A 21891-nucleotide genomic window follows, 5' to 3' on the forward strand; every position below is an offset into this window, starting at 1 on the left:
ACGCCATCGAGGCTCTCCGCTTCGCTCCGACCCGCTTCGCGGGCGGCCTCCGCCCAACAGCCAACGCCGATCGACGGTGCCGAGCGATCCGCGCGCGTGCCCGCCGCGAGGCCGCGAAGCGTCGCTCAGCGGATCGGCCCGGCGACCTTCGGCGGCGAGGCGGGGGCCGCCTGCGCGGCGGGCTCGAGCGGCGCGCAGCCGTCGGCGGCGAAGGGGCCGATCGCCGGCTCGCCCTTGACGAACACCGAGACGCGGCGCATCCGCTCGGCGAACGCCGCCTCGGTCGCGGCCCGCCGCGGGTCGGCCGCGAGCGGGACGGTCCCGAGGCCCTCGCTGCGCACCGGGCAGATCTCGGCGAGGGGCGGCGCGCCCCGCCGCAGGCGCAGGCGCGCGAGCATCGCGAGCTCGACCGCGGGGCCGGTCCTCTTCACCTTCATGAGGAAGTTGCCCAGGCTGTAGAAGATGGGCCGGCCGCGGCGGAGCTCGATGCCCTGGAGCACATGCGGGTGGTGGCCGAGGAAGGCGTCGGCGCCCGCGTCGATCGCGGCGCCGGCGAGCGCGCGCGCCTGGGGGAGCGGGGTGTCCAGGTACTCGGTGCCGCCGTGGTAGCTCACGACGACCGCGTCGACGCCGGGCTGCTTGCGCGCGGCGCGCACCGCGGCGGCGAGCCCGTCCCGCTCCGCGCCCGCGACGAACTCCCGCGCCGGGTGCTGCCAGAGCGAGCCCTGGTTCCAGATGCCGGTCACGGCGAGCAGCGCCACGCGGAAGCCGCGGTGCTCGATGACGGCCGGCGCGTACGCTTCGAGCCGCGTCCGGCCGGCGCCCACGTAGGCGATGCCCGCGCGCTCCAGGTGGCCGAGCGTCTCGAGGAACGCGCCCTTGCCGTAGTCCCACATGTGGTTGTTCGCGAGCGACACCACGCCGATGCCGGCGCGCGCGAGCGCGTCCGCGCCGGCCGGAGGGCCCGTGAACACGAGCGGCTGGCGCGCGTGCTGGGTCTCTCCGCCCTGGTCGCTGAGCTGGTTCTCGAGGTTGACGAAGCGCACGTCGGCGGACGCGAACAGCGCCGCGACGGAGGCGAACGGATCGTACGCCGGATCGCGGAGCAGCTCCTGGCCGAGCGCCTTGCCGAGGCAGACATCGCCGCCGGCGAGGAGCGTGATCGCGTCGGCCGGCGTGGCGGTGGCGTCTGCCGGCGCGGCGGTGGCGGCCGGCGCGGCGGTGGCGGCAGCCGGCGCGGCGCGGGCCTCCCGGGTCGCTTCCGCGACGTCGCGGGGCGCGGCCGGCGCGACGACGGGCGGAGGCGCGAGCCCGGCGCCCACGTTGGCGGGCCGCTCGCAGCCGATCTGCGCGGTCGCTGCGCACATCGCGAGGAAGAAAGGGGCAGGGCGCATCGCGAGCGGCGTCTCGGCGCGCATTATCCACGGGCCCGCGGCCGCGCCCAAGTATCCGGTGGTACGCCCGCCGACGTCCGTGCCACCATCGCCGCGCGTTGAGCGGGCCCAGAGGAGCCGCGGCGTCGATCGGCGGCCGCGCGCTCTCGATGGACGTCCGGCCCGCTCCAGCGCGATCTACTGCGGATTGGACGCGCGCTCGTGCGCGGGTTGCTTGGAAGGCCTTATCTCCATGGTGAATCGAAGACGTGAGACTCCCTCGGGCTCGACGCTGCTCTCTTCGCGCGGCGCGACGCCGTCGAGCACGCGCATCGTGCCGGGCCCCGCGGCGCGCGACGAGGCGCGCGACGAGGCGCGCGACGAGGAGCGCAAGGACGGCTGGGGCTTCGCCGACACCCGGTTCGTCGTCAAGCCGAGCGGCAGCGTCGTGCTGACCGGCACGCGGTACAGCATCAGCAACGTCGAGCTGCCGTCGCTGCTCCCGTGGATGTCGGCCACGCTCGCCGCGCCGCTCTCCTACGAGAACCGCAACGAGCCGCACTACCCGCCCATGATCCCCGACGCCAAGGTCGCGAGCGAGCTCGTCGCCGCGCTCCGCGGCTTCCTTTCGGACGATCAGATCTCGCAGGACCCGCTCGTGCGCCTCCGGCGCGGCCACGGCCACACCGGCGCCGAGATCTGGGCGATCCGCTACGAGCGCCTCGAGCGCGTCCCGGATCTCGTCGTGTTCCCCGCGGCGCACGACGACGTCGTGCGCCTCACCGAGGTCGCCAAGCAACACGGCGCCTGCCTCGTCCCGTTCGGCGGCGGCACCAACGTCACGGACGCCCTGCGCCTGTCGATCCACGAGGAGCGGACCGTGATCGCTGTCGACATGCGGCGCATGAACAGGATCCTCTGGCTCGATCCCGTGAACCGCATGGCCTGCATCGAGGCGGGCGCGACCGGGCGGCACATCGTCGCGGAGCTCGAGAAGCACGGGCTCACCATGGGGCACGAGCCCGACAGCCTCGAGTTCTCGACCCTCGGGGGGTGGATCGCGACGAACGCGAGCGGGATGAAGAAGAACCGTTATGGCAACATCGAGGATCTCGTCCTCGACATGCAGGTCGTGACCGCGCGCGGCGTGGTCGAGCGGCCGCAGGTTGCCCCGCGCGAGAGCGTCGGCGCCAACCCGAAGAACTGCATGTTCGGCAGCGAGGGCAACTATGGAATCGTCACCAGCGCTGTCGTCAAGCTATTCCCCCTGCCCGAGCTCCAGCGCTACGGCAGCGTCATCTTCCCCGACCTCGCGCGCGGGCTCGCGTTCCTCTACGACCTGCAGGTCGCCGGCGCGCTGCCCGCGAGCGTGCGCGTCATGGACAACACGCAGTTCCATTTCGGTCAGGCGCTCAAGCCGAAGAAGTCCGGGCTGCTCGCCCGGGTGAAGAGCCAGGCGGAGAAGCTCGTGGTGACCCGGATCAAGGGCTTCGATCCGCACCAGCTCGCCGTCGCCACCCTCGTGTTCGAGGGGACGAAGGAGGAGGTCGACTTCCAGGAGAAGACGCTCTACCGCATCGCGGCGCAGCACGGCGGGATGAAGGCGGGCGCGGCGAACGGCGAGCGCGGCTATCAGCTCACCTTCGGCATCGCGTACATCCGCGATCTCACGTTCGAGCACTGGGCGATCGCGGAGAGCTTCGAGACGAGCGTCCCGTGGAGCCGGGCGCTCGAGCTCTACGACCGGGTGCGCCAGCGCATCCTGCGCGAGCACGAGCAGCGGCGCCTGCCTGGCAAGCCGTTCTTCACCGGCCGCATCACCCAGGTCTACCCCACGGGCGTCTGCATCTATTTCTATCTCGGCTTCTACGCGAAGGGCGTCGACGATCCCGTGCGCCATTACGCCGAGATGGAGCACGCCGCGCGAGAGGAGATCCTCGCCGCCGGAGGGTCGCTGTCTCACCACCACGGGATCGGCAAGATCCGGCAGGATTTCGTGAAGGACATCTACTCGGACGGCGCGCGCGCCTTCATGCAGCAGGTGAAGCAGGCCGTCGATCCGGACAACCTGTTCGGCGCGGCGAACCACGGCGTGCTCGGCGAGGTCGCGCTCTCGAGCGCCGAGGAGCAGGGGCGAGCGCCCTCGCCTTGATCCTGGGCGGCGCGGCCGCCGGCGGGGCGCGGCGTTGCTGGAAGCGCTGCGCCAGCGGCTAGCTCAGAGATCGGGGCGGCGCCGCACGGACGAGCTCGCGCAGACCCAGCCGGCCCCACGGCTCACGGGGCGGTCGCCGGCCGTGTGCCGGAGGTAGCCGCGGCGCGGAACGCCCGTCCCCAATTGGTTGCGTATCGCAACCATCTGTGTTCTCCTCGAAGGGTGACCACGAGAGAGCTCCGCTCGGAGGTCCGCGCGTTCGTGCGCGGCTTCGGTCTCCTGGACGAGGAGCGCACGCCGTGCGGCGTCCAGGTGGCGCCGCGCGAGGCCCACGCCCTGACAGTCCTGGCGGACGCCGAGCGGGCGGGCGAGCAGCTCTCCCAGAGCGACCTGCGGCGGGCGCTCGGCATCGACAAGAGCAATGTCACCCGGCTGATACAGCGCCTTCGGGAGGAGGGCCGGGTGGAGCAGGACGTCAGCGAGGAAGACGGGCGGGTCCGCCGCCTGCGGCTCACCTCGGCGGGGCGCCGCATGGCGGGGCGACTCGAGGGGCAAAGCCTGGTGCGGTTTCAATCGATCGTGGACGCCATCCCTTGCGAGGAGCGCGCCGCCGTCGTGCGCGCGCTGCACGTCCTGAATGGCGCGCTCTCGCGCGTGACCCGCGCGACAGAGGAGCAACCCCATGCGAGCGATGCGAGCGACTCTCCCTAGCGTTCTTCCCGGGCTCCTCGGAGCTCTCCTGATGTCCCCGATCGCCTCCTGCACGCCTTCCAGCGAGGCCGCTGCGGGACCCGCGCCGGGCGCGCCGGCGGCGGTGCAGGTCCGCTCGTTCGGCGCGCTGCGCGCGATCATGCACGAGGGGCAGACGGGGCCCGCCGTGCGCATCGGCGATGTGGTGCCGGGCCCGCGCGCGTTCGGGATCGGGGCGCTCAGCGCGCTGCGCGGGGAGGTGACGGTCGTCGACGACGCGATCTGGACCTCCTATGCGCGCGACGACGGGACCCTCGACGTGCGCCCCGCCGGGGCGGAGGAGGAGGCGACGCTCTTCGTGGTGGCGAACGTCGCGCGCTGGCAGGAGGCGACCCTCGACGCCGACGTGCCCGACGGGCAGATCGACGCGCGCATCGAGGCCTTGCTGCGGGAGCGCGGGCTCGACGCGGAGGGCGCCGTCCCGGTCCAGGTGCGCGGCGGCTTCCGCGATCTCCGCTGGCACGTCGTCGACGGGAGAAAGCTCGCCCCCGGCGCCGGTCACGCGGACCATGTCCGGGCGTCGGTGAACGGAGCGCTCCCCGCCGCGGAGGGGGTGCTGGTGGGCTTCTTCTCGAAGCGCCACCACGGCGTCTTCACGCACATGGGGTCGAACACGCACTTTCACGTCGTCCTGCCGGAGCGACCGCTGATGGGCCACGTGGACGGCGTGACGCTCGCCCGCGGCGCGCGGGTCCTCTTGCCGGCGCCTTGAGGCTTGGCACGATCGCACCGGCGGCGGCGCTCGGCGCGCGCCGCGGGCGCATGTTCCGGGCGGCGGTGGTATGCAGGACAGCGGTGCAGCTCATGACGGCGACCTCGGAGGACGGCGACGGGGCAGGCCGCGTGGCCGGCCTCGCGGGCGTCGTGCTGTGCGGCGGGCAGAGCCGCCGGATGGGGCGCCCCAAGGCGTGGCTGCCGTTCGGGGGCGAGCCGCTGCTCCAGCGGGTGGTGCGGCGCCTCGGCGAGGCGGCGTGGCCGATCGTGGTGGTCGCGGCGCCTGGGCAAGAGCTGCCGTCGCTGCCGGAGGGGGTGCTGCTCGTGCGCGATCCGGTGGAGGGCCGCGGGCCGCTGCAGGGCATCGCGGCCGGGCTCGATGCGATCGCGCCGCTCGCCGAGCGGGCTTACGTCACCTCGACCGACGCGCCCTTCCTGCACCCTGCCTTCGTGCGGCGCGTCGCGGATCTCCAGGCGGGCGGCCACGCCATCGCGGTGCCGCGGGCGGAGGGGCACCATCACCCGCTCGCCGCGGTGTACGCGTGCTCGGTGCGCGGCGAGGTGGCTGCCTTGCTCGCCGAGGGCAGGCTGCGGCTCTCCACCCTGTTCGAGCGGGCGCGCACCCTGGTCGCGGAGCCGGAGCTCCTGCTCGCGGATCCGCGGCTCCGCGCTGTGGATCCGGCGCTGCGATCGCTGCGCAACCTGAACACGCCCGAGGACTACGCGGCGGCGCTCCGCGAGCTCGACCGATCCGGCTAGTCGCCGCGCGGCGCCGGCGCGCTCGCTGCCGCCGCGCCCCCGGGCTCGCCCCTCGTGATGAGGATCCGCTGCTCTCCGTGCCTGGGCAAGACCACCCGATCCGGCCCCAGCCCGCGCGCGGCCATGACGCGCCGGAGCTCGCGGGGCGCCTCTCCGAACGTATCGGTGCTGTTGATGAAGGTGTCGAAATGGATAGCCATCATCCGCCGCGCCCCGAGGTCGAGGAAGGCCTGCACCGCCTCCGCCGGATCGACGTGCTTGCTCTCCATGAACTCGCGCGGCCCCACCGGCGCGATCGGCAAGAGGGCCAGATCGATCGAGGGGAATCGCGCGCGCGTCTTCACGAAATCGTCGCGGTCGTAGGCTGTATCGCCGCCGAAGTAGACCGTGATTCCATGGTACTCGACGACATACCCCGTGAAGCTCTCCGCCATCCAGTCCCGGTCCAGCCCGTAGCGATAGCCGGAGTGCCGCACCGGGACGGCCGTGATCTTGAGATCGCCCTGCCGCCACGTCGTCCAGGTCGGGACCTCGAACGACGCGAAGCGATGGTTGGGCACGTAGACGAGCCCGCCCCGAGGCACGAGCAGCGCGCGGACCTTCGGCTCGATCAGGGACAGCGAGCCGAGCGAGAGGTGGTCGAAGTGCATGTGCGAGATCAGCACGGCGTCGATGGGCGGCAGGTCCTCCGGGGCGAGCCCCGGCTCGACGAGCCGCTTCACCATGAGGCCCACCGTCGACGTGAAGACGGGGTCGGTCAGGATCCATCGGTCGTCGATCTGCACGAGCACGGTCGCGTGCCCGACCCAGAGCGCGGCGAGCCGCGCCTCGGGGCGGTACGGCGCGCGCACCTTGTCCGGCACGGGCAGCGGGCTCGCGAACAGCCTCGCCACGTTGCTCTCCAGGATGCGCGCGGGCACGCCGCACGACAGGCCCGCGAGCGCGAGGAGCGCCGCGGCGGACAGGCGAGCTGGCGACGAGGAGGGGCGCGTGGCCATGCGCGGCGTCAGAAGTAGCGGATGCTGAGCGTGATCGTGGTCGATCGCAAGGCGGCCGTCGGCGTGGTCGCCACCTGCGCGCCCAGGGCGCCGAACAGGGTATAGACCCCCGCCTCGTACGAGGCCGCCACGTGTCCTCGAGCGACGAGCGCGGATCCGCCGAGCGAGCAGGACAGGTAGTCGCCGCCGTCGAGGAGCGGGAAATAAGCGCGGACGCCGCTCCGGATCACCCAGCGATCGGCGAGCGCGCCCGGACGGGCGACGTACCCGGGCGAGCCGAAGAGCTCGATCGAGCCGGCGTGGCGCGTGAGCGGCTCCGCGATGAAGGCGCGCCACGGCGAGAGCTTGCGGTTGATCCCGAACGAGTAGAGCAGCGGCGTCACCTGCCAGCGGAACCCGAAGCGCGCCTCGCCCGGTTCGAGCCACAGCTCGGAGTTCGGCACGAGCTGGACGAGGAGCCACGCCAGCGTGGGGCGGATGTCGGGCTCCGTGGCGGCGGCCGCCGGCGCCGCCTGCCGCGGCTCGCCCGCGGCGAGCGGCGACGCGCCCACGGCGAGCGGCGACGCGCCCGCGGCGAGCGGCGATGCGCCCGCGGCGAGCGGCCAGCCGAGCGCGGCGGCGCAAGCGGCCAGCGCAGGAGCGCGGCGTCGCGCGAGGGAGCGCGCTCCGGGCATGCCGCGGCTACGGCGCGTCGCCGTACACCCTGCCGAGCTGCTTGTAGAGGAACCGCGCCGCGTGCTCTCCATAGGGCGTCTGCGCCGCGTACACGTCGGGCGAGGCGATCGGCGCGTGCGCCGCCAGCGCGCCTGGCCGCCCGAGCCGGGCGAGATCCTCGCTGAGCGCCTCCATCGAGGGATACCGGTTCTCCGGCCGCTTGCGCAGGCACTTCGCGATCACCGCCTCGAGCGCCCGCGACGCGGGGCTCTCACCCAGGTTGGGCGGCGGGGGCGGCGTGACGAGCTGGTTGGCCAGCACCACCGCCTCGTCCATGGCGGGCGCCAGGGCAGGGGAGGAGCTCCGCGCGACGCTGAAGGGGAGACGGCCGGTGAACATCCGGTACATGAGCATGCCGAAGCCGTAGACGTCCGTGCGCCCGTCGGGAGGGTCGCTGACGGTCTGCTCCGGCGCCATGTACTCCAGGGTGCCGACGGTCACCCCGGCCTGCGTGAGCCCCGAGTGCTCGTACAGCTTCGCGAACCCGAAATCGACGACCTTGGCCGCCCAGGCGTCGCCCTTCTCCCCCACGAGGAACACGTTGGCGGGCTTCACGTCGCGGTGGACGATCCCCGCGCGGTGGGCCGCGCCGAGCCCGGCCGCGGCCTGCAGGAGGAAGGGCACGCCGGCCTCCGGGGACAGCCGCTTCTCGCGCAGGAGCAGCGAGCTCAGCGACTCGCCGAAGAGGAACTCCAGCACCAGGTAAGGCGACCCATCGTGGAGGCCGATGTCGAGGACCTCGACGATGTTCGGGTGAACGACTGTGGCCGCGGCCTTGGCCTCCAGGAGGAACCGCGCCTTCACCTTGGGCTCGCGGCGGAACCTCGCCTCCAGGAGCTTCAGCGCGACGGGCGCGCCGCTCTTCGTGTCCTCCGCCAGGAACACCTGCGCCATGGCGCCGCTGCCGATCAGGCCCCGCACCCGGTACCGCTCGGCGACGATCGCGCCCACGTGCTCGGTGGGCTGGGACCGGATCCGCCGGATGTCGTGGCTCGCGACCAGCTTCTCTCCGTCGTGCGGGCAGAAGCGGTGGTCATCCGCGTACCGCCGGTGACAACGAGGGCACAGCATGAGGTCCCGTCCTCGGGGATAGCCCTTCCGCCGCCCTTTTTGCAAGACCCGACGTGCGCGTCGTGATCGCGCCTCGCCTCGCGGAGGCGCGCGCGCGGCGCGGTCACGACGCGCGGGACATGTCCGACGGCATCCGCGCCCTGGGCTCGTGGATCAGGACCGTCTCGGCGCTGGAGAGCTCCTCCATGTCGGGCGCGTCGCCTGACATGCGCCAGCCCGGGCTCCGCTTGGGCAGGCTGTCGAGCAGGCCGGCGAACGAGCTCACCCACTCCTCGACGTCCTGAGGCCGCTCGTCGGGCGACAGCGCGAGCGCCCGCGCGAAGGCGCGGTCGACGTCCGGCGGCGTTCCCGGGAGCAGCGACGAGACGGGCGCCGGAGGGGCGCGCGAGAGGCTCGACAGGATGGTGGCGAGGTCCTCTCCGGCGGCGATGCGCCGTCCGGTGAGCGCCTGGTAAGCGACGGCCGCGAAGGAGTAGAGATCGCTGCGCGCGTCCACCGACCTGCCGCGCGCCTGTTCCGGGGCCATGTAGAGCGGAGTCCCCAGGAAGATGCCCGTCGAGGTCGCGCTCACGTCGGCGGAGAGCTCCTTGGCGATACCGAAGTCGAGGATCTTGACGTGAAAGTCGCCCGGCCCCGTCGACGGGATCAGGAAGATGTTCTCCGGCTTGACGTCGCGGTGCACGAGCCCCGCCGCGTGCGCAGCGCCGAGCGCCGAGGCGCCCTCGCGCAGCAGCACCGCCACCTGGGCCGGCGTCCCGGGCCCGTGCGACTTCATGGCGTGAGCGAGGGTGAAGCCGTCCAGCCATTCCATCACGATGAAGAGCGTTCCGTCCTCGATCTCGCCCGAGTCGTACACCTCGACGACCGACGCATGATGGATTCGCGCGACGAGGCGCGCCTCTCTCGCGAACCGCGCGCGCACATCCTCGTTGTTGAAGTGCTCTGCCCTGATGGTCTTGATCGCGACCTCGCGCCCGAGCCGCTCGTCGTGGGCCTTGAACACCCTGCCCATGCCGCCCTCCGCGACGGCCCGGGTCAGGCGATACCGCCCCGCCACGCGATAGGGGGACGGCCGCGGCCTCTTCAGCGCGGCGCCGTCATCGAGGCATCGCTCCGCGTGCTGGTCGTAACAGCGCTGGCAGCTGGGGCATATCTGCAGGATATCGATACCGCGGCGCACCATGTCTTCGAGCGTCGCTTCCCGCCGCTCCGCCGCGCTCGCGAGATCCTTGCGCAGCCGTGAGAGCTCGAGCGCGCTGCCGAGGTGGTGCGCGAACGTGCGGACGAGCCGTCTGGCCGTATCGTTCCATACGACGCCGCCGCCGACGATGACCAGCGCGCCGTGGACGTCGCCCGACATGCCGAGGACGGGGACGACGACATCCGCGGATCTCGAAAAGGGGTGTTGGGTGAGCGCAGCGTGGCGCAGAGCGTCGACGTGCGGCGCCTCGGTGGCGGTGGCGGTGAGGCTGATCATCGCCTGCTCCTCGGCCTTCCACACCGCGACCTCGCGGGCGCCGATCGCCTCCGCGATCTGCGCCGCCGCGGCGGACGACCACCTCGCGATGTCGTCGAGCGCCTGCGCCGAGGAGACGACGAGCTCCGCGAGCTTCTCCTGCTCCTCCGCGAGCTGGCGCGCGAAATACTGCACCGCTGCGTACGCGATGGCCGACACCGTGAGGAGGTTCATCGCGAAGAAGCCGGCGAGGAGGCGCGGAGGCGCCTCCGGCGCGACGCCGGAGAGGAGCGGGTCGGCAACGCCGGCGGCCATCACGAGCAGCGTGTACGCGATGAACCAGGGGACGGACGCCCGCGATCCGTGGAACAGCAGCAACGTCAGCGGCGCGAGGAGCGCCCACAGGACGACGCCGCTCGACCCGACGAACCCTCCCCGGCTCGCGTGCATGAGAAACGGCAGGGCGAAGATGAGCAGCGCCTGACGGAAGCGGAACCCGGCAAACTCCTTCGTCCTGGCGAAGTGGGCCAGGCTCAGGCCGGTACACACCATGTAGCCGAGCGGGATCGCCGCCGAGCGGTGGTCCCCGGCTGCCCCATAGGCGATCACCCAGACGGGGCACGCGCACGCCTTGAGCGCCGCGGTGAGCGTGAGGATCTTCTTGTGCTGGCGCACCTTCGGATCGTCGCCCGACTTCAGCCCCATCCGAGCGATGGCCTGGAAAAACTTCATTCTGGTCGATTGTACGACGTTGAGCAGGGCGGCCTCAAGCCGCGGTCAAGCATTCGGGGGCGCGATGTAGTTATTTGCAGCACCGCTCGGGCCGCGTTCCTCCTCGCCCGCATTGCTGACACCACCAACTCGTTTTGCCCGGCTGCTCGGATGTCTTCGGCGTCCTCGGCTTCACGGAGATTCCCGCGAGCCTTTCCGCCGCTTGCGGCGCCTTCTCGACAGGCTTGCGCGCCGTCGAGAGCTCCGCGCGCAGCACCCGCACCTCCAGCGCGAACGAGTCCCGCTCGGCGCGCGCCTGCCGGGCCTCCTCCAGCGCTGCCTGGCGCTCCGTTTCTGCGATGGCCTTCGCGCACTCCAGGGCGGCCTGCGCCGCGTGCTGCGCCTGCAGGGTCGCTTCGGCGTCACGCTGAGCTGCTTCGGCGTCGCGCTGGGCCGCGTGTTGCGCCTGCCGTGCCGCTTCGGCGTCGCGCTGGGCCGCGCGTTGCGCCTGCCGTGCCGCTTCGACTTCGCGCAGCGCGGCCTTGGCGTCGCGCTGGGCCGCGCCTTGGGCCAGCCGCGCCGCTTCGGCCTCGTGCTGGGCGGCTTCGGCGTCGCGCTGGGCCGCGCTTTGGGCCAGCCGCGCCGCGTCGGCCTCGTGCTGGGCGGCTTCGGCGTCGCGCTGGGCCGCGCTTTGGGCCAGCCGAGCCGCTTCGGTCTCGCGCTGCGTCGTGTCCTGCGCATGGCGAGCGGCCTCCGCGCCGCGGCGCACGGCCTCGCGCTCCCGCGCCGACTCGGCATGAGCGGCTTCCCCTGCCGCGAGCGCGCGCCGCGTGTCCTCGAGAGCCCTCCGTAGCTGCCGTCGCCCCCGCTCGGCGACGAGCGCCGTCACGAGCAGCGCCACCAGCGCCAGGAGTGTCAGCCCCGTCGTCATCCGTCCGCCTGCGAGCGTCCGCGCTTCGCGAGCAAAAACGCGCGATTCTCCGAGGTCTGGTGCCCACGGAACGGGGAGGGGAGCTCGTCGTAAGGGGTCACAACGCACCCGCGCCAGCGAAGAGATCAGCGCCGCCTTGCGAGGGCAGCGATGTCCTTGTCGCACGCCGCTCGCTGGACGCCAATGGCCTCTGGGCCTGTCGCCGCGCTGCGGCTCCGCGGGCCCCCTGTGGTAGTCTCGGCGCGGCCGCCGGCCCTGAACCAAGAGGATGCGCGATGCCCTACTCCCAGGCGAAGACGATCCTCGCCCTCCGTAGCCCCCTCGGCCCCGACGCCCTCGCCCTCGTCAGGATCCATGGCGAGGAGCGGCTGTCTGGCCTGTTCCGGTTCGAGCTCGACCTCCTGTCCGAGGAGCGGGCCATCGATTTTTCTGCCATCGTCGGCCAGGGCATCACCGCGGTCATCCGCCTCTCCAGCGGTGCCGAGCGCATGATCCACGGTGTCGTCACGCGCTTCCGTCAGGCCGGGCGTGTCTATGTCGACGGCGGCCAGCCGAGGACCGCCTATCGCGCCGAGATCCACCCCTGGCTCTGGTTTCTGACGAGGACCACCGACTCCCGCATCTTCCAGGACAGATCGGTGCCCGACATCGTGAAGCAGATCTTCGATGACCTCGGCTTCTCCGATCACAAGGACGAGCTGACCGGCTCGTACGCTCCTCGCGAGGTGTGTGTCCAATACCAGGAGACTGCGTTTCAGTTCATCTCGCGGCTGCTGGAGGAGGAGGGCATCTATTACTATTTCCAGCACGAGGACGGAAAGCACACCCTCGTCCTCGGCGACGACAGCGCGGGCAACCCGCGCTGCCCCGATCTCGGCGACGTGCGTTACGTGGGCGCCGCCGAGACCTCGACGCGCGATGAGGACGCGATGACCGTCTGCGAGCTCATCGGAGAGGTCGTCGCGGGGTCGTATGCGGCGACCGACTACAACTTCAAGGCGCCCAGCACCTCGCTGCTCAGCCAGGCGAGCGGCGGCGGGGCGAAGCTCGCGCTCTTCGAGTATCCCGGCGGCTACGCCGACAAGGGCGCCGGCGACGCGATCGCCACGCGTCGCATCGAGGCGGAGGAGGGCGTGGCCCGGCGCCTCGTCGGCAGCTCGTTCTGCCGCGCGTTCACGGCCGGCCATGCCTTCCAGCTCGTCCAGCACGAGCGCTCCGACGTGAACGGCGAGTACCTGCTCCTCGCCGTCACGCACTCGGCCGACAACGACGAGTACCAGAACTCGTTCGAGGCGATGCCCATGCAGAGCCCCTTTCGCCCCGCGCGCGTGACGCCGAGGCCCCTCATCGCGGGGGCTCAGACGGCCGTCGTCGTCGGCAAGAGCGGCGAGGAGATATGGACCGACGAGTTCGGCCGCATCAAGGTGCAGTTTCACTGGGACCGGTACGGCAAGCGCGACGAGAACAGCTCCTGCTGGATCCGCGTCGCCCAGTCCTGGGCCGGCAAGGGGTGGGGCAACTGGTTCTTGCCGCGCGTCGGCCAGGAGGTCGTGGTCAGCTTCCTCGGCGGCGATCCCGACAGGCCGCTCTGCACCGGGTCGGTGTACAACGCGGACCAGACGGTCCCCTACGCGCTTCCCGGCGAGCAGACGAAGAGCACGCTCCTGTCCCGGTCGTCGAAGGGGGGCAGCGCGGGCAACGAGCTCCGCTTCGAGGACAAGAAGGACAGCGAGGAGCTCTTCATGCACGCCCAGAAGGACATGGTCGTCGACGTGGAGAACGACTGGACGATCGGCGTCAAGCACGACCAGGCGATCACCATCGACCACGATCAGACGCTGGCGGTGGGCGGAGACCAGACCATCAGCGTGGAGAAGAGCCGCACGGTGACGATCGACAAGGGGGACGACCTGCTGACGGTGGGGAAGGGCAACCGCACGATCGACGTGTCGAAGGGCAACGAGTCGCACGCGGTCAAGGGGACACGGGACCTGACGGTCGAGGGGCACGAGACCCACACCAACAAGGCCAACTTCACCCAGGAGGTGAAGGGCAATCACGTCCTCAAGGTGAAGGGGAACCTGGTCATCGAGGCCAAGACGGTGACCATCAAGAGCGAGCAGGCGATGACCCTCAAGGCTGGGAAGGCGCTGAAGGGCGAGGCCGGCGCGGATCTCACGTTGAAGGGCGATGGGAAGGTCGCGATCAAGGGCAGCGAGGTGAAGAACAACTGACGTCCGCCCGGGCGTGGGCGAGCGCGTCGCGAAAGGAGCGTTCTTGTCGATCACCGAGGAGGAGGTCTTCGCTCAGGCGGTGGACAACGCAGGGTTCCTGTGGAGCCAGCGCGACGGGGCGGCGCGCGATCCGCGGTACGACCTGAAGGCCCTGGCGGAGGTCGACGGGCGGCTCGCGGCGCAGCTCGATCTGCTGGCGCGAGGCGGGAGCGCGGCGTGGGACGGCTGCGTGGCCGCGGCCGAGGAAGGGGGGGCGGGCGAGGTGTTCGCGGCGCTCTCGCTCGCGCTCACGCGGCGGGATCAGGGGGCGATCGCGGCGCTTGTCGCGCGGGGGATCGATGCGCCGGATGTGGCGCGCGGGGTGGTGTCGGCGCTCGGGTGGGCGGCGCCGGAGCTCGTGAAGGACGTGCTGCCAGCGCTGCTCGGCGCGAAGGCAGGGCCGGCGCTCCGGACCATCGGCATCGCCGCGAGCGCGGTGCGGCGGCGGGATCCGGGGCCGGCGCTCAAGGAGGCGCTCTCCGCCGAGGACGCGCGGCTGCGGGCGCGAGCGCTCAAGGCGCTCGGGGAGCTCGGGTACGTGGAGGGGATCGACGACGCGCGGCGGGCGCTCTCTTCCGAGGTCGAGGCGGTGCGGTTCTGGGCGGCGTGGTCGGCGGCGCTTCTCGGGGACGAGCGCGGCATGGATGTGCTGCTGGAGATCGCGGCCAGCGGGGGAGCGCTCGCGCAGCGGGCTGCGGGCGTGGCGTTGCGGCGGCTCGGTCCGCACGCGGGGGCGCGGTGGCTGAGGGGGCTCGGGGAATCGCCGGGGGCGGCGCGGGCGGCGATCGCGGGGGTGGGGGCGCTCGGGGATCCGGCGCACGTGCCGTGGCTCGTCGAACGGATGAGCGTGCCCAGGCTGGCTCGCCTGGCGGGCGGGGCGCTGTCGCTGATCACGGGCGTGGAGCTGGTGAGAGAGGAGCTCGAGGGGCCCGCGCTGGACGAGGCTGGCCCGAGCGACGACCCGGAGGACGAGGACGTGGGGCCCGATCCGGACGACGGGCTGCCGTGGCCCGACGCGGCGGCCGTGGGGCGGTGGTGGGCGCGGCGGCAAGGGGACTTCGCGGCGGGCAAGAGGCATCTCTGGGGGAGGGGGGTCGATCTGGAGGGGCTGAACGAGGTGCTGCGGCGCGGGAGCCAGCCGGCGAGGGCGGCGGCGGCGATCGAGCGGTGCTTCCTGAGGCCGCGGCTGGGGGTGTTCGAGGTGCGTGCGCGGGGGGAGGCGCAGCGGGCGGAGCTTCGGGGGTAGCGAATGCGCTGTGGGCCGGTCGCTTGCGCGCAGCGCGTGCCGCCGGGCTTTGCAGCCGCCGTGGGGCTGCGCATGCTAGACATGTCCGCCCCCCCTCGACAGCTTCGCCTTGAACTCCGCGAGCCGCTCCTCGCGCGAAAGCCCGAGATATTCCCCCGTGAAGGTCCCCACGAAGTTATCGCCACGGATCGGTGGGTGCGACAGACGAGAGACCTTAATCACCTCCAAGGGGACCGTCGTCATCGGTCGTGATGGGCTGTCGATGAGTACGGTATTTTCGCCGCTCACGCCGAGGTAGCTCCTGGCCGTGGGCACCTGGAGACCCCGGTATCCCACGTCGGCGCGGAAGATGCCGTCCACGATAGCGCGAGAGGCCGTGTAGTCGTGGGGATCCAGCACCCAGTCCCAAAGCGTGCCGTTTCGAGGATGATGTTGCAAGAAGCGTCGCACGTCCTGATTTTGAGCGATCCGGGACGAAAGCGCTCTGATGTCGACCAGGTCTATCCTCTGCAAGAGGTTGAGTTCGAATATCAATTTGTCTTTGAAAGCCTTTTGATCGAGGCTCGGCGCATCGCTGATCGATGGGTCGTCCTTTCGAGCCCCGTGGTGCCAGACCTCGGCGCGCACTGCGTTCCACGGGCCCATATAAAAGCCGGCGTTTCCTGGCCGTCCGTCGTAGCTCCGCCCGCTCCAGCGGTTTTCGTCCGTGGTCTTGGCATTGGCCGGGAGCGTCAGGACGCTATGCGGTCCCCGGTACCAAGGTCCCGGAGTCACGGCGCGCTCGTAGCGTGTCCCGGCAAGAATAGGCTGGAGAGGCAGCGCGCCTTGCCGGGCGAGCTCGAAAGACGCGTTGCTCAGAGAGATATAGAGGTCCGGATCCAAGATCCTGCCTCCTAGATGCGCCGAACGCCTCATGGTGTTGCTCCAGCGATGAGTTTATCAATGGTGGTGACTCGGGTGCCGCAGAACAGTGGCCCAGAGATCCCGCGCTGCGTCGGCGCCGGTCTCTACGTTGTCCGGCGAAGACGGGGATATGATTCACGTGCTGTAGCCGTCGGCTGGCGAGAGGCGCACGCCGGTGATCTGGGCGCGCTCTATCGCCTCTTTCACACCCTGGTCGACGATGACTATGAACGGGAGTTCGTGGAGCCGGAACATGCGCAGATCGCCAATGCGGTTATAGTCCAGGACCATCTCGTAAATCTCCAGGATCGCATCGGGGATTCCGGGAGCTGGCTCGACGACGGAGTTCTCTCGATCCAGACAGGCGACCCGCCCGACGATGTTGGCGACGTAGTAGCTGTCGAGGGCGGCGCCGGTCACCGTGTTAAGGATCCGCGCGTCGTGATAGTCGATGTTGTCCACGCCCGCCGCCTCGAGAGTGTGCCGGAAGCGGGACGAAACGACCATGCCGGCGAGCGCCGTGGGCACGTAGTCAGGGATCGAACCCTGGTGATCGGCGCCTTGCCGGAACTCGATGACCGGGAGCCGCTCGTCGATGCGGGCGCCAGAGTTGAATCGGAGCGCCGGGTGACCGTGGATCTCGGGTCGAGGCAGCATGGGGATGCACGACCTGTCGTGCGAGCGGAACGAGAGTACGTAGTGCATCGGCTCTCACCTGTCCTGTTCGAGGTAGCGTGTGCGCCGGTCGTTGTACTGCTGGACGGAGCGTATGAAGACCTCGAGCGAGTTGTTGTGGAGAGGCAGGAAGTCTGCTCCTCGCGCGTACTTCCTGATTGCCAGGAGCTTCCGCCGGGCGTGGGCCGACAGCGCCATGAGGGAACGCGTCAGATTCTCGCTGAACTCCGCCGACTCCTTGCCGCCGCAAGCCGTCTCATACAGCTCTTCGATGTGTGCGAGCCGCTCCTCGATCAACGTTGTGTAATCCGGTGCATGACTGCCGCTATGGAGCTGGAGCTCATGGATGGCCACGTCTGTGTCGTACGACGGCAGGCACATTCCGTTCGAAGTGTCGTTGATGTCCCAGCCGGCGAGAACTGCGTTGTCCTTGAGCGTGGAAGTGCCGTTCATCTGATCGATCGGGATCAGGTGATGCGCGTCGAGCGAGTACATGAGGCCGTCGCTGCGGTACTCGGCGCGGACCGTGATCTTGCCGCCATTGTCGAGGTAGATCGGCTTGCTCGGGACGCCATAGCCGCCGTCGTGCCAGGGATGCAACTTCGCGTCGAGCAGCGCCGTGCGGAGGGCGTTCCCGCTCCGCTCGACGTTGCCATCCTTCGGGTAGGTGATCTTCGACGTGTGCAGCCCCGCGCACTTCGACCATTCACAACGCTGGGTCTCGGCGTTGTTCGGGGCGCTGACGTCCGGTGTGGTCATGCCATCGAGTAGATGCGGCATTTGGCATTGCTCCGAGCTTAGCCCATCATGTTCTTCTTGTTGTGAAACAGCGGGTCACCCATGCGGCAGACGTTTTTGCCCTCAAATTTGACGTCAAAGGAGTACATCATGAACTCGCACTCGCTCCGGTTGACGCCGCTCGCGACGCCGCCGGCGCTGCCGGGCTCGTCTCCGCTCGATTTCGTGTACTTCGCCCCCTTGACCATCGGCATCTTGCCGTCACACTTCACCTTCTGAGGCCCGTCCGAGGTATCCGACGCTTGGCCGATGTTCGGGTAGGGGATCGGCACGGGCCCCGCGGGCGGCACTGGCGTCTTGCAGACGTCAGGGAAAACGATGTTCATCCCGCCGCTGCCCTTGTGCACGACGCCCCGCATGTTCGCGAACACGCTCGACGACATCCCTCTACCTCCTCGCCACGATTTCTTGTCCGATACGTCTCTACGCGCCGCTCACGAGCGCCGCGCCACGCGTCGCCAGGTCCGAAGAGCACCATACCAGACACGGGCCCTTCCTGTACCCGTCGTGGATCGCCATTCCTGCGAGGGCGACCAGCATCGCCCCGAGCGCCGCCCCGGTGTCGCCGAGGCAGTCCGCCGGGTGCTCGATGGTGAAATCCGCCAGGATCCGCTTCTTCTGTCGCGTGTAGGCGACGCCCCACTCTTTGGCCGGGAAGCTCTCGCCGTTCAGACCCGCATAGATCGTGGGGATGAGCGCGGCGGGAGCCGACCGGGCGAAGAGGCGCTTGAACGCTGCGTCCAGGCCATCGCCCAGGTACGCAGTGTCCTTTGCATAGCGGTGCCCCGGCTCCTCGGCCGTAGCCACCGCATCGATGCGGGCGAGGGCCGGCGCCCCGCGCTGCGCCCCGGCTCCAGCCCGCGCGAGCCAGAGGAACGCCGCACCCTCGCCCGGGGTGAATCCGTCGTGCACGCCGTAGGCTCGCAGCCGGTCCTCTCGATCGAGGGCGCCGAGCCACCGCAGGTCCAGGCAGCTGTCCACACCGCCGACGAGCACCTCATCGTAACGCCGCGACGCCAGTCCGGCGAGCGCCTCCTCCAGCGCCGCAAGCGCGGCCGCGCGGCCAGCCGCGAAGACGCGGCTCTGCTCAATATCCAGGGGGTACCCGGTCTGCTGGGAGAGATGCTTGAGAAAGCGCGGGCCGGCGAGCGCCGGGATCCCGCTCGGGATGCCCTCGGGCACTCCCAGGAGGAGTGGCATGCCGGCCCTGGGCCCGCCCGCCTCGCCGAGGCAGCCATGTAGCGCGAGGCCGGCGAGCCGCAGCATCCGTCGCTGCCGTGCCGTCATCGTGGCGACGGTCTCGGCGAGCACTGGCGCGAGGGGCGGCAGATCGGGCGTTGCCACGAGGGCCATCACAAGCGGGGTACGCCGGCGATCCAGGACCGAGCTCTGCTGGAACCGATCGATCCCCGCCCGGACCGCCGCGCTCGTCACCTCGGCGCTCAGCCCGACAGAGCTCACCATGCCGACCCGCAGGATGTCCGCGCCCGGCGCCGCCATCACGACCTCCGTCCGCTCAGCTCGATCCGCTTCGCGTCGATCTCCACCAGCTTCACCTTGAGCGCTCGCTTGTCGCAACCCACCTCGCCCAGCCACACGATCCCGAGCCGCCCCTCGCCAGGCTCGAGCATCACGGTCTGAAGCCGCATGGGCGGCCGCTCCACGTCGGTATCGATCGTGACCTTCACGTCGAGATCGCACAGCGGCAGCCGCACATCCCAGGGATCTGGCGCGGCGTTCTGCACCTTGACCGGCTCGCCGCCGCGCAGGTGGCCCGGACAGACGAGGCCCGGCGAGGCCGCGTTGAAGAAGCGCGCGTCGAAGTCCTTCGGCAGGTACGGCGCCCGCGTCTCCTGCCAGGCCTCGTCGTAGGTCCCCGCATACCGCTTGCGCGGCTCCCACGAGGGCGCGATGAAGCCGAAACCCGCGGGCGGCGGGCGGTCGCGCGTGCCCGAGAGGAGGTGCGCCGGGTCCTCCAGGTTGGGCAGCCGCCGCACCGCCTTCTCGGGCGGCGCGCTCCGCAGGCCGCAGCCGATGCCTACCGGGTTGCGCTGATCGATCTCCAGGGGACCCTTCTCGGGATCGTACTTCAGCACGCCGCCGAAGGCGCGCTCGTAGACGAGCGGTAACCGCTCGAACGGGACCGGCGGAGAGATGCGAAGATCCAGCGGGCCGCGCCATTCCCGATCGCCGAAGGCGCGGACCACCCTGGCGACCGGGCCGACCGCGAGCGACACATCGACCGAAGGCGCCGGGCGCCCGCGCGGCGCCCACGCCTCGCCGAGCAGCACCACGTCGGTCGCCGGCTTGCCGAGGTGGAGATCCGCGGCGTGCTTCAGGCTGGTCTGTCCGGGCTCGCCCCAGTACTCGTCCGCGAGCTTCAGCGGCTCCTGCGCCTCGGCGATGCGCAGCGCCCCGCCGCGGAGAGCGAAGGTCGCGCGGACCGCGACGTAGAGCGTGTCCACCCCGCGAGCGTCCGGGAAGACCGCGATGTTCGCCTTGAACGAGGTGCTATTTCGGAGCTGGAGCATGGGATGGCCGGCGAGAACGGACGCGGGCGCTCAGAACCCACGGTTCGGGAGCTTGCGCACCCGGTTGAACTCCGCCTCGCTGATCGCCTTCGTCGCCCGCCATTGCTGTATCACGTAGTCGGGAGGCTTCACGTCATCAGAAAACCCGTGCCAGCCGCCCGCATTGTCGTAGTGAAACTGATAAACCTTTCCGTTGCGGTAGCCCCACAGCCGCGGCGCCTTGTCGCGGAGCGGCGCGGCGGCATCATGGAGGGCGCTCTGGAGCAACTGCCTCGCCTGTGCGTCGTCCAGATCCATGATCGTGCCCTTTACCCCAGGACCGCCTCTCCCTGCGTGCTTCGGTGTGGGGGCATATTTCCGCAACGCCGGGCTTGTGAGCTGCTGCTTCCAGAGGACGTTGGTCGCCGAAAGGAACGCCTCGATCTCTCGCTTCATCTGCAGGATCGGAGCCATGGCGTCACGAGGCAGCTTGTCAGCAGGAAGTCTGTTCAGCGCCTCGAGCAGCTTCGCGAGCGCTGGGCGGAGCTGATCGGCGAGCTTCGCATCCTCGCGCGCGAGCGCGATCGCCTCCGCGATCGAGCGAGCGTACCGTGGGAGCTTGCCGAGCTTCATCATGTCGCCGACATACGGGATCATGCTGGCGCCGCTGATAACAGCGTCCAGCCATTGCCCGCGCGCCAGGGAGATGAGCCCGCTGGCCCCATCCGAGATGAACGTCGGATCCACCAGGCCGACGAGGTCGAGGGCGAACTGCACCAGGTCGAGGATGAGCTCCGCTTTACTTGCCATGGTTCTTTTCCCGTGCCGCGCCGCCGTCGTCGGTTGGTGAGCGAGACATCGTGGCCGCGGAGAGCGCCGCCCCCCGCAGCCTCTTCTCGATCGGCTCCCGCCTCCGCGCCCCCCCGCCGAGGCACGCCGTCGTCCCGAGGCGCGCCCCGTGCCGCCTCCCGAGCCGCGCCGCCGGCGCCTCCTCGGCGCGCAGCCGCAGGAGCACCGTGAAGCTCAGCACCTCGCCCGCATAGAACCGCGTCAGCGCGCACAGCGGCTCGAGCAGGTCTCCCCCAGGCAAGCAGCGCACGTAATCCCGGAGCGACAGCGGCCCCACGACGAGCTCGAACCCCGCCTCCTGGTCCCACGCTCGCCGCCCCAGGATCGCCCCCTGCCCGAGCCCCCGGTTGCGCCCCGAGGGGCCGATCGCCGTCCAATCGCTCTCCTCGATCGGGTGGTACGCCCCCGTCAGCGGCGCCGCCTCGATCGGCACCCGCAGGTGATGCCGCAGCAGCGCCGTGAGGCCCGCCATCGGGCGCACCTCCCGCGCCACCAGCGCCGCCGGCTCCAGCAGCGCGCGGTCGCTCACCGGTAACCTCCCGCGAAGCGACGGCAACCCGAGGCCGATCAACGCATAGAGGTACCGCGCGGCGTCGTCCTGCTCCGGAGACGCCACGCCGAGCCCGATCCGGTGCCGCTTGCGGATGCGGTAGACCAGCGAGAGCAGGCGATGATTGAAGATGTCCAGGAAATCGCGCAGCGCGAAGTCGCGCCGCGCCGCGCGCTGGTACACGAGCTCCGCGAACGGCGGCGGCAGCGGCCCGAGCGCGCCCGCGAGGCTCATGAAGCTCGCGGTCAACACCGCCGGCTCCCCCGCGCGCGCGGCGCGCTCGATCCCGGCCACGTCCGTCTCGGGGAACGCGAGGTCGATCGCGCCGCGCAGCCGCACCGCCTCGGCCGCGGGCTCGGAGCTCTCGCCCACGCTCCGGCAGCCCTCCGCCCGCGCCTCGAGCAGCGCCACGGCCTGGAAGAAGTCGAAGCGGCGGCCCTCGGCGAAGAGCACGCCCG

Annotated in this window: 20 protein-coding genes; 6 read left to right on the plus strand and 14 right to left on the minus strand. The window is 70.8% G+C overall.

Going from position 1 to position 21891, the window contains the following annotated elements:
- Positions 1-125: 125 nt before the first annotated feature.
- Positions 126-1394 (minus strand): CapA family protein, encoded by a 1269-nt coding sequence (locus WME95_RS50660; protein ID WP_437906331.1) that lies wholly within the window; start codon positions 1392-1394, stop codon positions 126-128.
- 232 nt (positions 1395-1626) lie between these two features.
- On the opposite strand from WME95_RS50660, the gene WME95_RS50665 reads away from it, so the two are divergent.
- From WME95_RS50665 to mobA, 4 genes are all read left to right on the plus strand, one after another.
- On the plus strand, positions 1627-3525 hold the full coding sequence (locus WME95_RS50665; RefSeq protein ID WP_437906332.1) for an FAD-binding oxidoreductase: 1899 nt from the start codon (positions 1627-1629) through the stop codon (positions 3523-3525).
- A 222-nt stretch (positions 3526-3747) separates the two neighbouring features.
- Positions 3748-4236 carry a MarR family winged helix-turn-helix transcriptional regulator gene (locus WME95_RS50670; RefSeq protein WP_437906333.1) on the plus strand — a complete coding sequence of 163 codons (489 nt, stop codon included), beginning with the start codon at positions 3748-3750 and terminating at the stop codon, positions 4234-4236.
- A 31-nt stretch (positions 4237-4267) separates the two neighbouring features.
- Positions 4268-4987 (plus strand): acetolactate decarboxylase, encoded by a 720-nt coding sequence (locus WME95_RS50675; RefSeq protein WP_437906334.1) that lies wholly within the window; start codon positions 4268-4270, stop codon positions 4985-4987.
- 92 nt (positions 4988-5079) lie between these two features.
- The gene (mobA, locus tag WME95_RS50680) at positions 5080-5748 is read left to right on the plus strand and encodes a molybdenum cofactor guanylyltransferase (RefSeq protein WP_437906335.1); all 669 of its coding nucleotides are present in this window, start codon (positions 5080-5082) and stop codon (positions 5746-5748) included.
- On the opposite strand, the gene WME95_RS50685 is transcribed toward mobA, so the two are convergent.
- The 5 genes from WME95_RS50685 to WME95_RS50705 all read right to left on the minus strand — a co-directional run bounded on the left by WME95_RS50685 (position 5745) and on the right by WME95_RS50705 (position 11629).
- Entirely contained in the window at positions 5745-6746 is a 1002-nt protein-coding gene (locus WME95_RS50685; RefSeq protein WP_437906336.1) for an MBL fold metallo-hydrolase, read from the minus strand. The two genes, mobA and WME95_RS50685, sit on opposite strands and share 4 nt — an antisense overlap.
- 8 nt (positions 6747-6754) lie before the next feature.
- Positions 6755-7420 (minus strand): hypothetical protein, encoded by a 666-nt coding sequence (locus WME95_RS50690; RefSeq protein WP_437906337.1) that lies wholly within the window; start codon positions 7418-7420, stop codon positions 6755-6757.
- 7 nt (positions 7421-7427) lie between these two features.
- Positions 7428-8531, minus strand: coding sequence for a serine/threonine-protein kinase (locus WME95_RS50695; protein ID WP_437906338.1), 1104 nt, complete (start codon positions 8529-8531; stop codon positions 7428-7430).
- 103 nt (positions 8532-8634) lie between these two features.
- On the minus strand, positions 8635-10719 hold the full coding sequence (locus WME95_RS50700; protein ID WP_437906339.1) for a serine/threonine-protein kinase: 2085 nt from the start codon (positions 10717-10719) through the stop codon (positions 8635-8637).
- A 70-nt stretch (positions 10720-10789) separates the two neighbouring features.
- Positions 10790-11629, minus strand: a complete 840-nt coding sequence (locus WME95_RS50705; protein ID WP_437906340.1) for a hypothetical protein — start codon at positions 11627-11629, stop codon at positions 10790-10792.
- 275 nt (positions 11630-11904) lie between these two features.
- Here WME95_RS50705 and WME95_RS50710 point away from each other — a divergent pair, with 275 nt between their 5' ends.
- A complete protein-coding gene (locus WME95_RS50710; protein ID WP_437906341.1) occupies positions 11905-13863 on the plus strand; it encodes a type VI secretion system Vgr family protein in 1959 nt (652 codons plus the stop codon).
- A gap of 43 nt (positions 13864-13906) precedes the next feature.
- The gene (locus WME95_RS50715) at positions 13907-15148 is read left to right on the plus strand and encodes a TIGR02270 family protein (RefSeq protein ID WP_437906342.1); all 1242 of its coding nucleotides are present in this window, start codon (positions 13907-13909) and stop codon (positions 15146-15148) included.
- A gap of 75 nt (positions 15149-15223) precedes the next feature.
- On the opposite strand, the gene WME95_RS50720 is transcribed toward WME95_RS50715, so the two are convergent.
- From WME95_RS50720 to tssG, 8 genes are all read right to left on the minus strand, one after another.
- The gene (locus tag WME95_RS50720; protein ID WP_437906343.1) at positions 15224-16030 is read right to left on the minus strand and encodes a hypothetical protein; all 807 of its coding nucleotides are present in this window, start codon (positions 16028-16030) and stop codon (positions 15224-15226) included.
- Between the two features lie 156 nt (positions 16031-16186).
- On the minus strand, positions 16187-16756 hold the full coding sequence (locus tag WME95_RS50725) for an imm11 family protein (RefSeq protein ID WP_437906344.1): 570 nt from the start codon (positions 16754-16756) through the stop codon (positions 16187-16189).
- A gap of 6 nt (positions 16757-16762) precedes the next feature.
- Positions 16763-17506: an AHH domain-containing protein gene (locus WME95_RS50730; protein WP_437906345.1), complete on the minus strand. Its 744-nt coding sequence runs from the start codon at positions 17504-17506 to the stop codon at positions 16763-16765.
- Between the two features lie 17 nt (positions 17507-17523).
- Positions 17524-17907: a DUF4150 domain-containing protein gene (locus WME95_RS50735; RefSeq protein ID WP_437530553.1), complete on the minus strand. Its 384-nt coding sequence runs from the start codon at positions 17905-17907 to the stop codon at positions 17524-17526.
- 40 nt (positions 17908-17947) lie between these two features.
- On the minus strand, positions 17948-19024 hold the full coding sequence (locus WME95_RS50740) for a beta-ketoacyl synthase N-terminal-like domain-containing protein (RefSeq protein ID WP_437906346.1): 1077 nt from the start codon (positions 19022-19024) through the stop codon (positions 17948-17950).
- Complete coding sequence (locus WME95_RS50745) at positions 19024-20055, minus strand: DUF2169 family type VI secretion system accessory protein (RefSeq protein WP_437906347.1); 1032 nt, start codon at positions 20053-20055, stop codon at positions 19024-19026. The genes WME95_RS50740 and WME95_RS50745 overlap by 1 nt, the downstream gene beginning before the upstream one ends.
- A gap of 30 nt (positions 20056-20085) precedes the next feature.
- Positions 20086-20844: a hypothetical protein gene (locus tag WME95_RS50750; RefSeq protein ID WP_437906348.1), complete on the minus strand. Its 759-nt coding sequence runs from the start codon at positions 20842-20844 to the stop codon at positions 20086-20088.
- Positions 20834-21886: a type VI secretion system baseplate subunit TssG gene (gene tssG, locus WME95_RS50755; protein WP_437906349.1), complete on the minus strand. Its 1053-nt coding sequence runs from the start codon at positions 21884-21886 to the stop codon at positions 20834-20836. Before tssG ends, WME95_RS50750 begins: the two co-directional genes overlap by 11 nt.
- Between the last annotated feature and the right edge of the window lie 5 nt (positions 21887-21891).

The organism is Sorangium sp. So ce327 (genome assembly GCF_051530205.1).
GTDB lineage: Bacteria > Myxococcota_A > Polyangia > Polyangiales > Polyangiaceae > Sorangium > Sorangium cellulosum_B.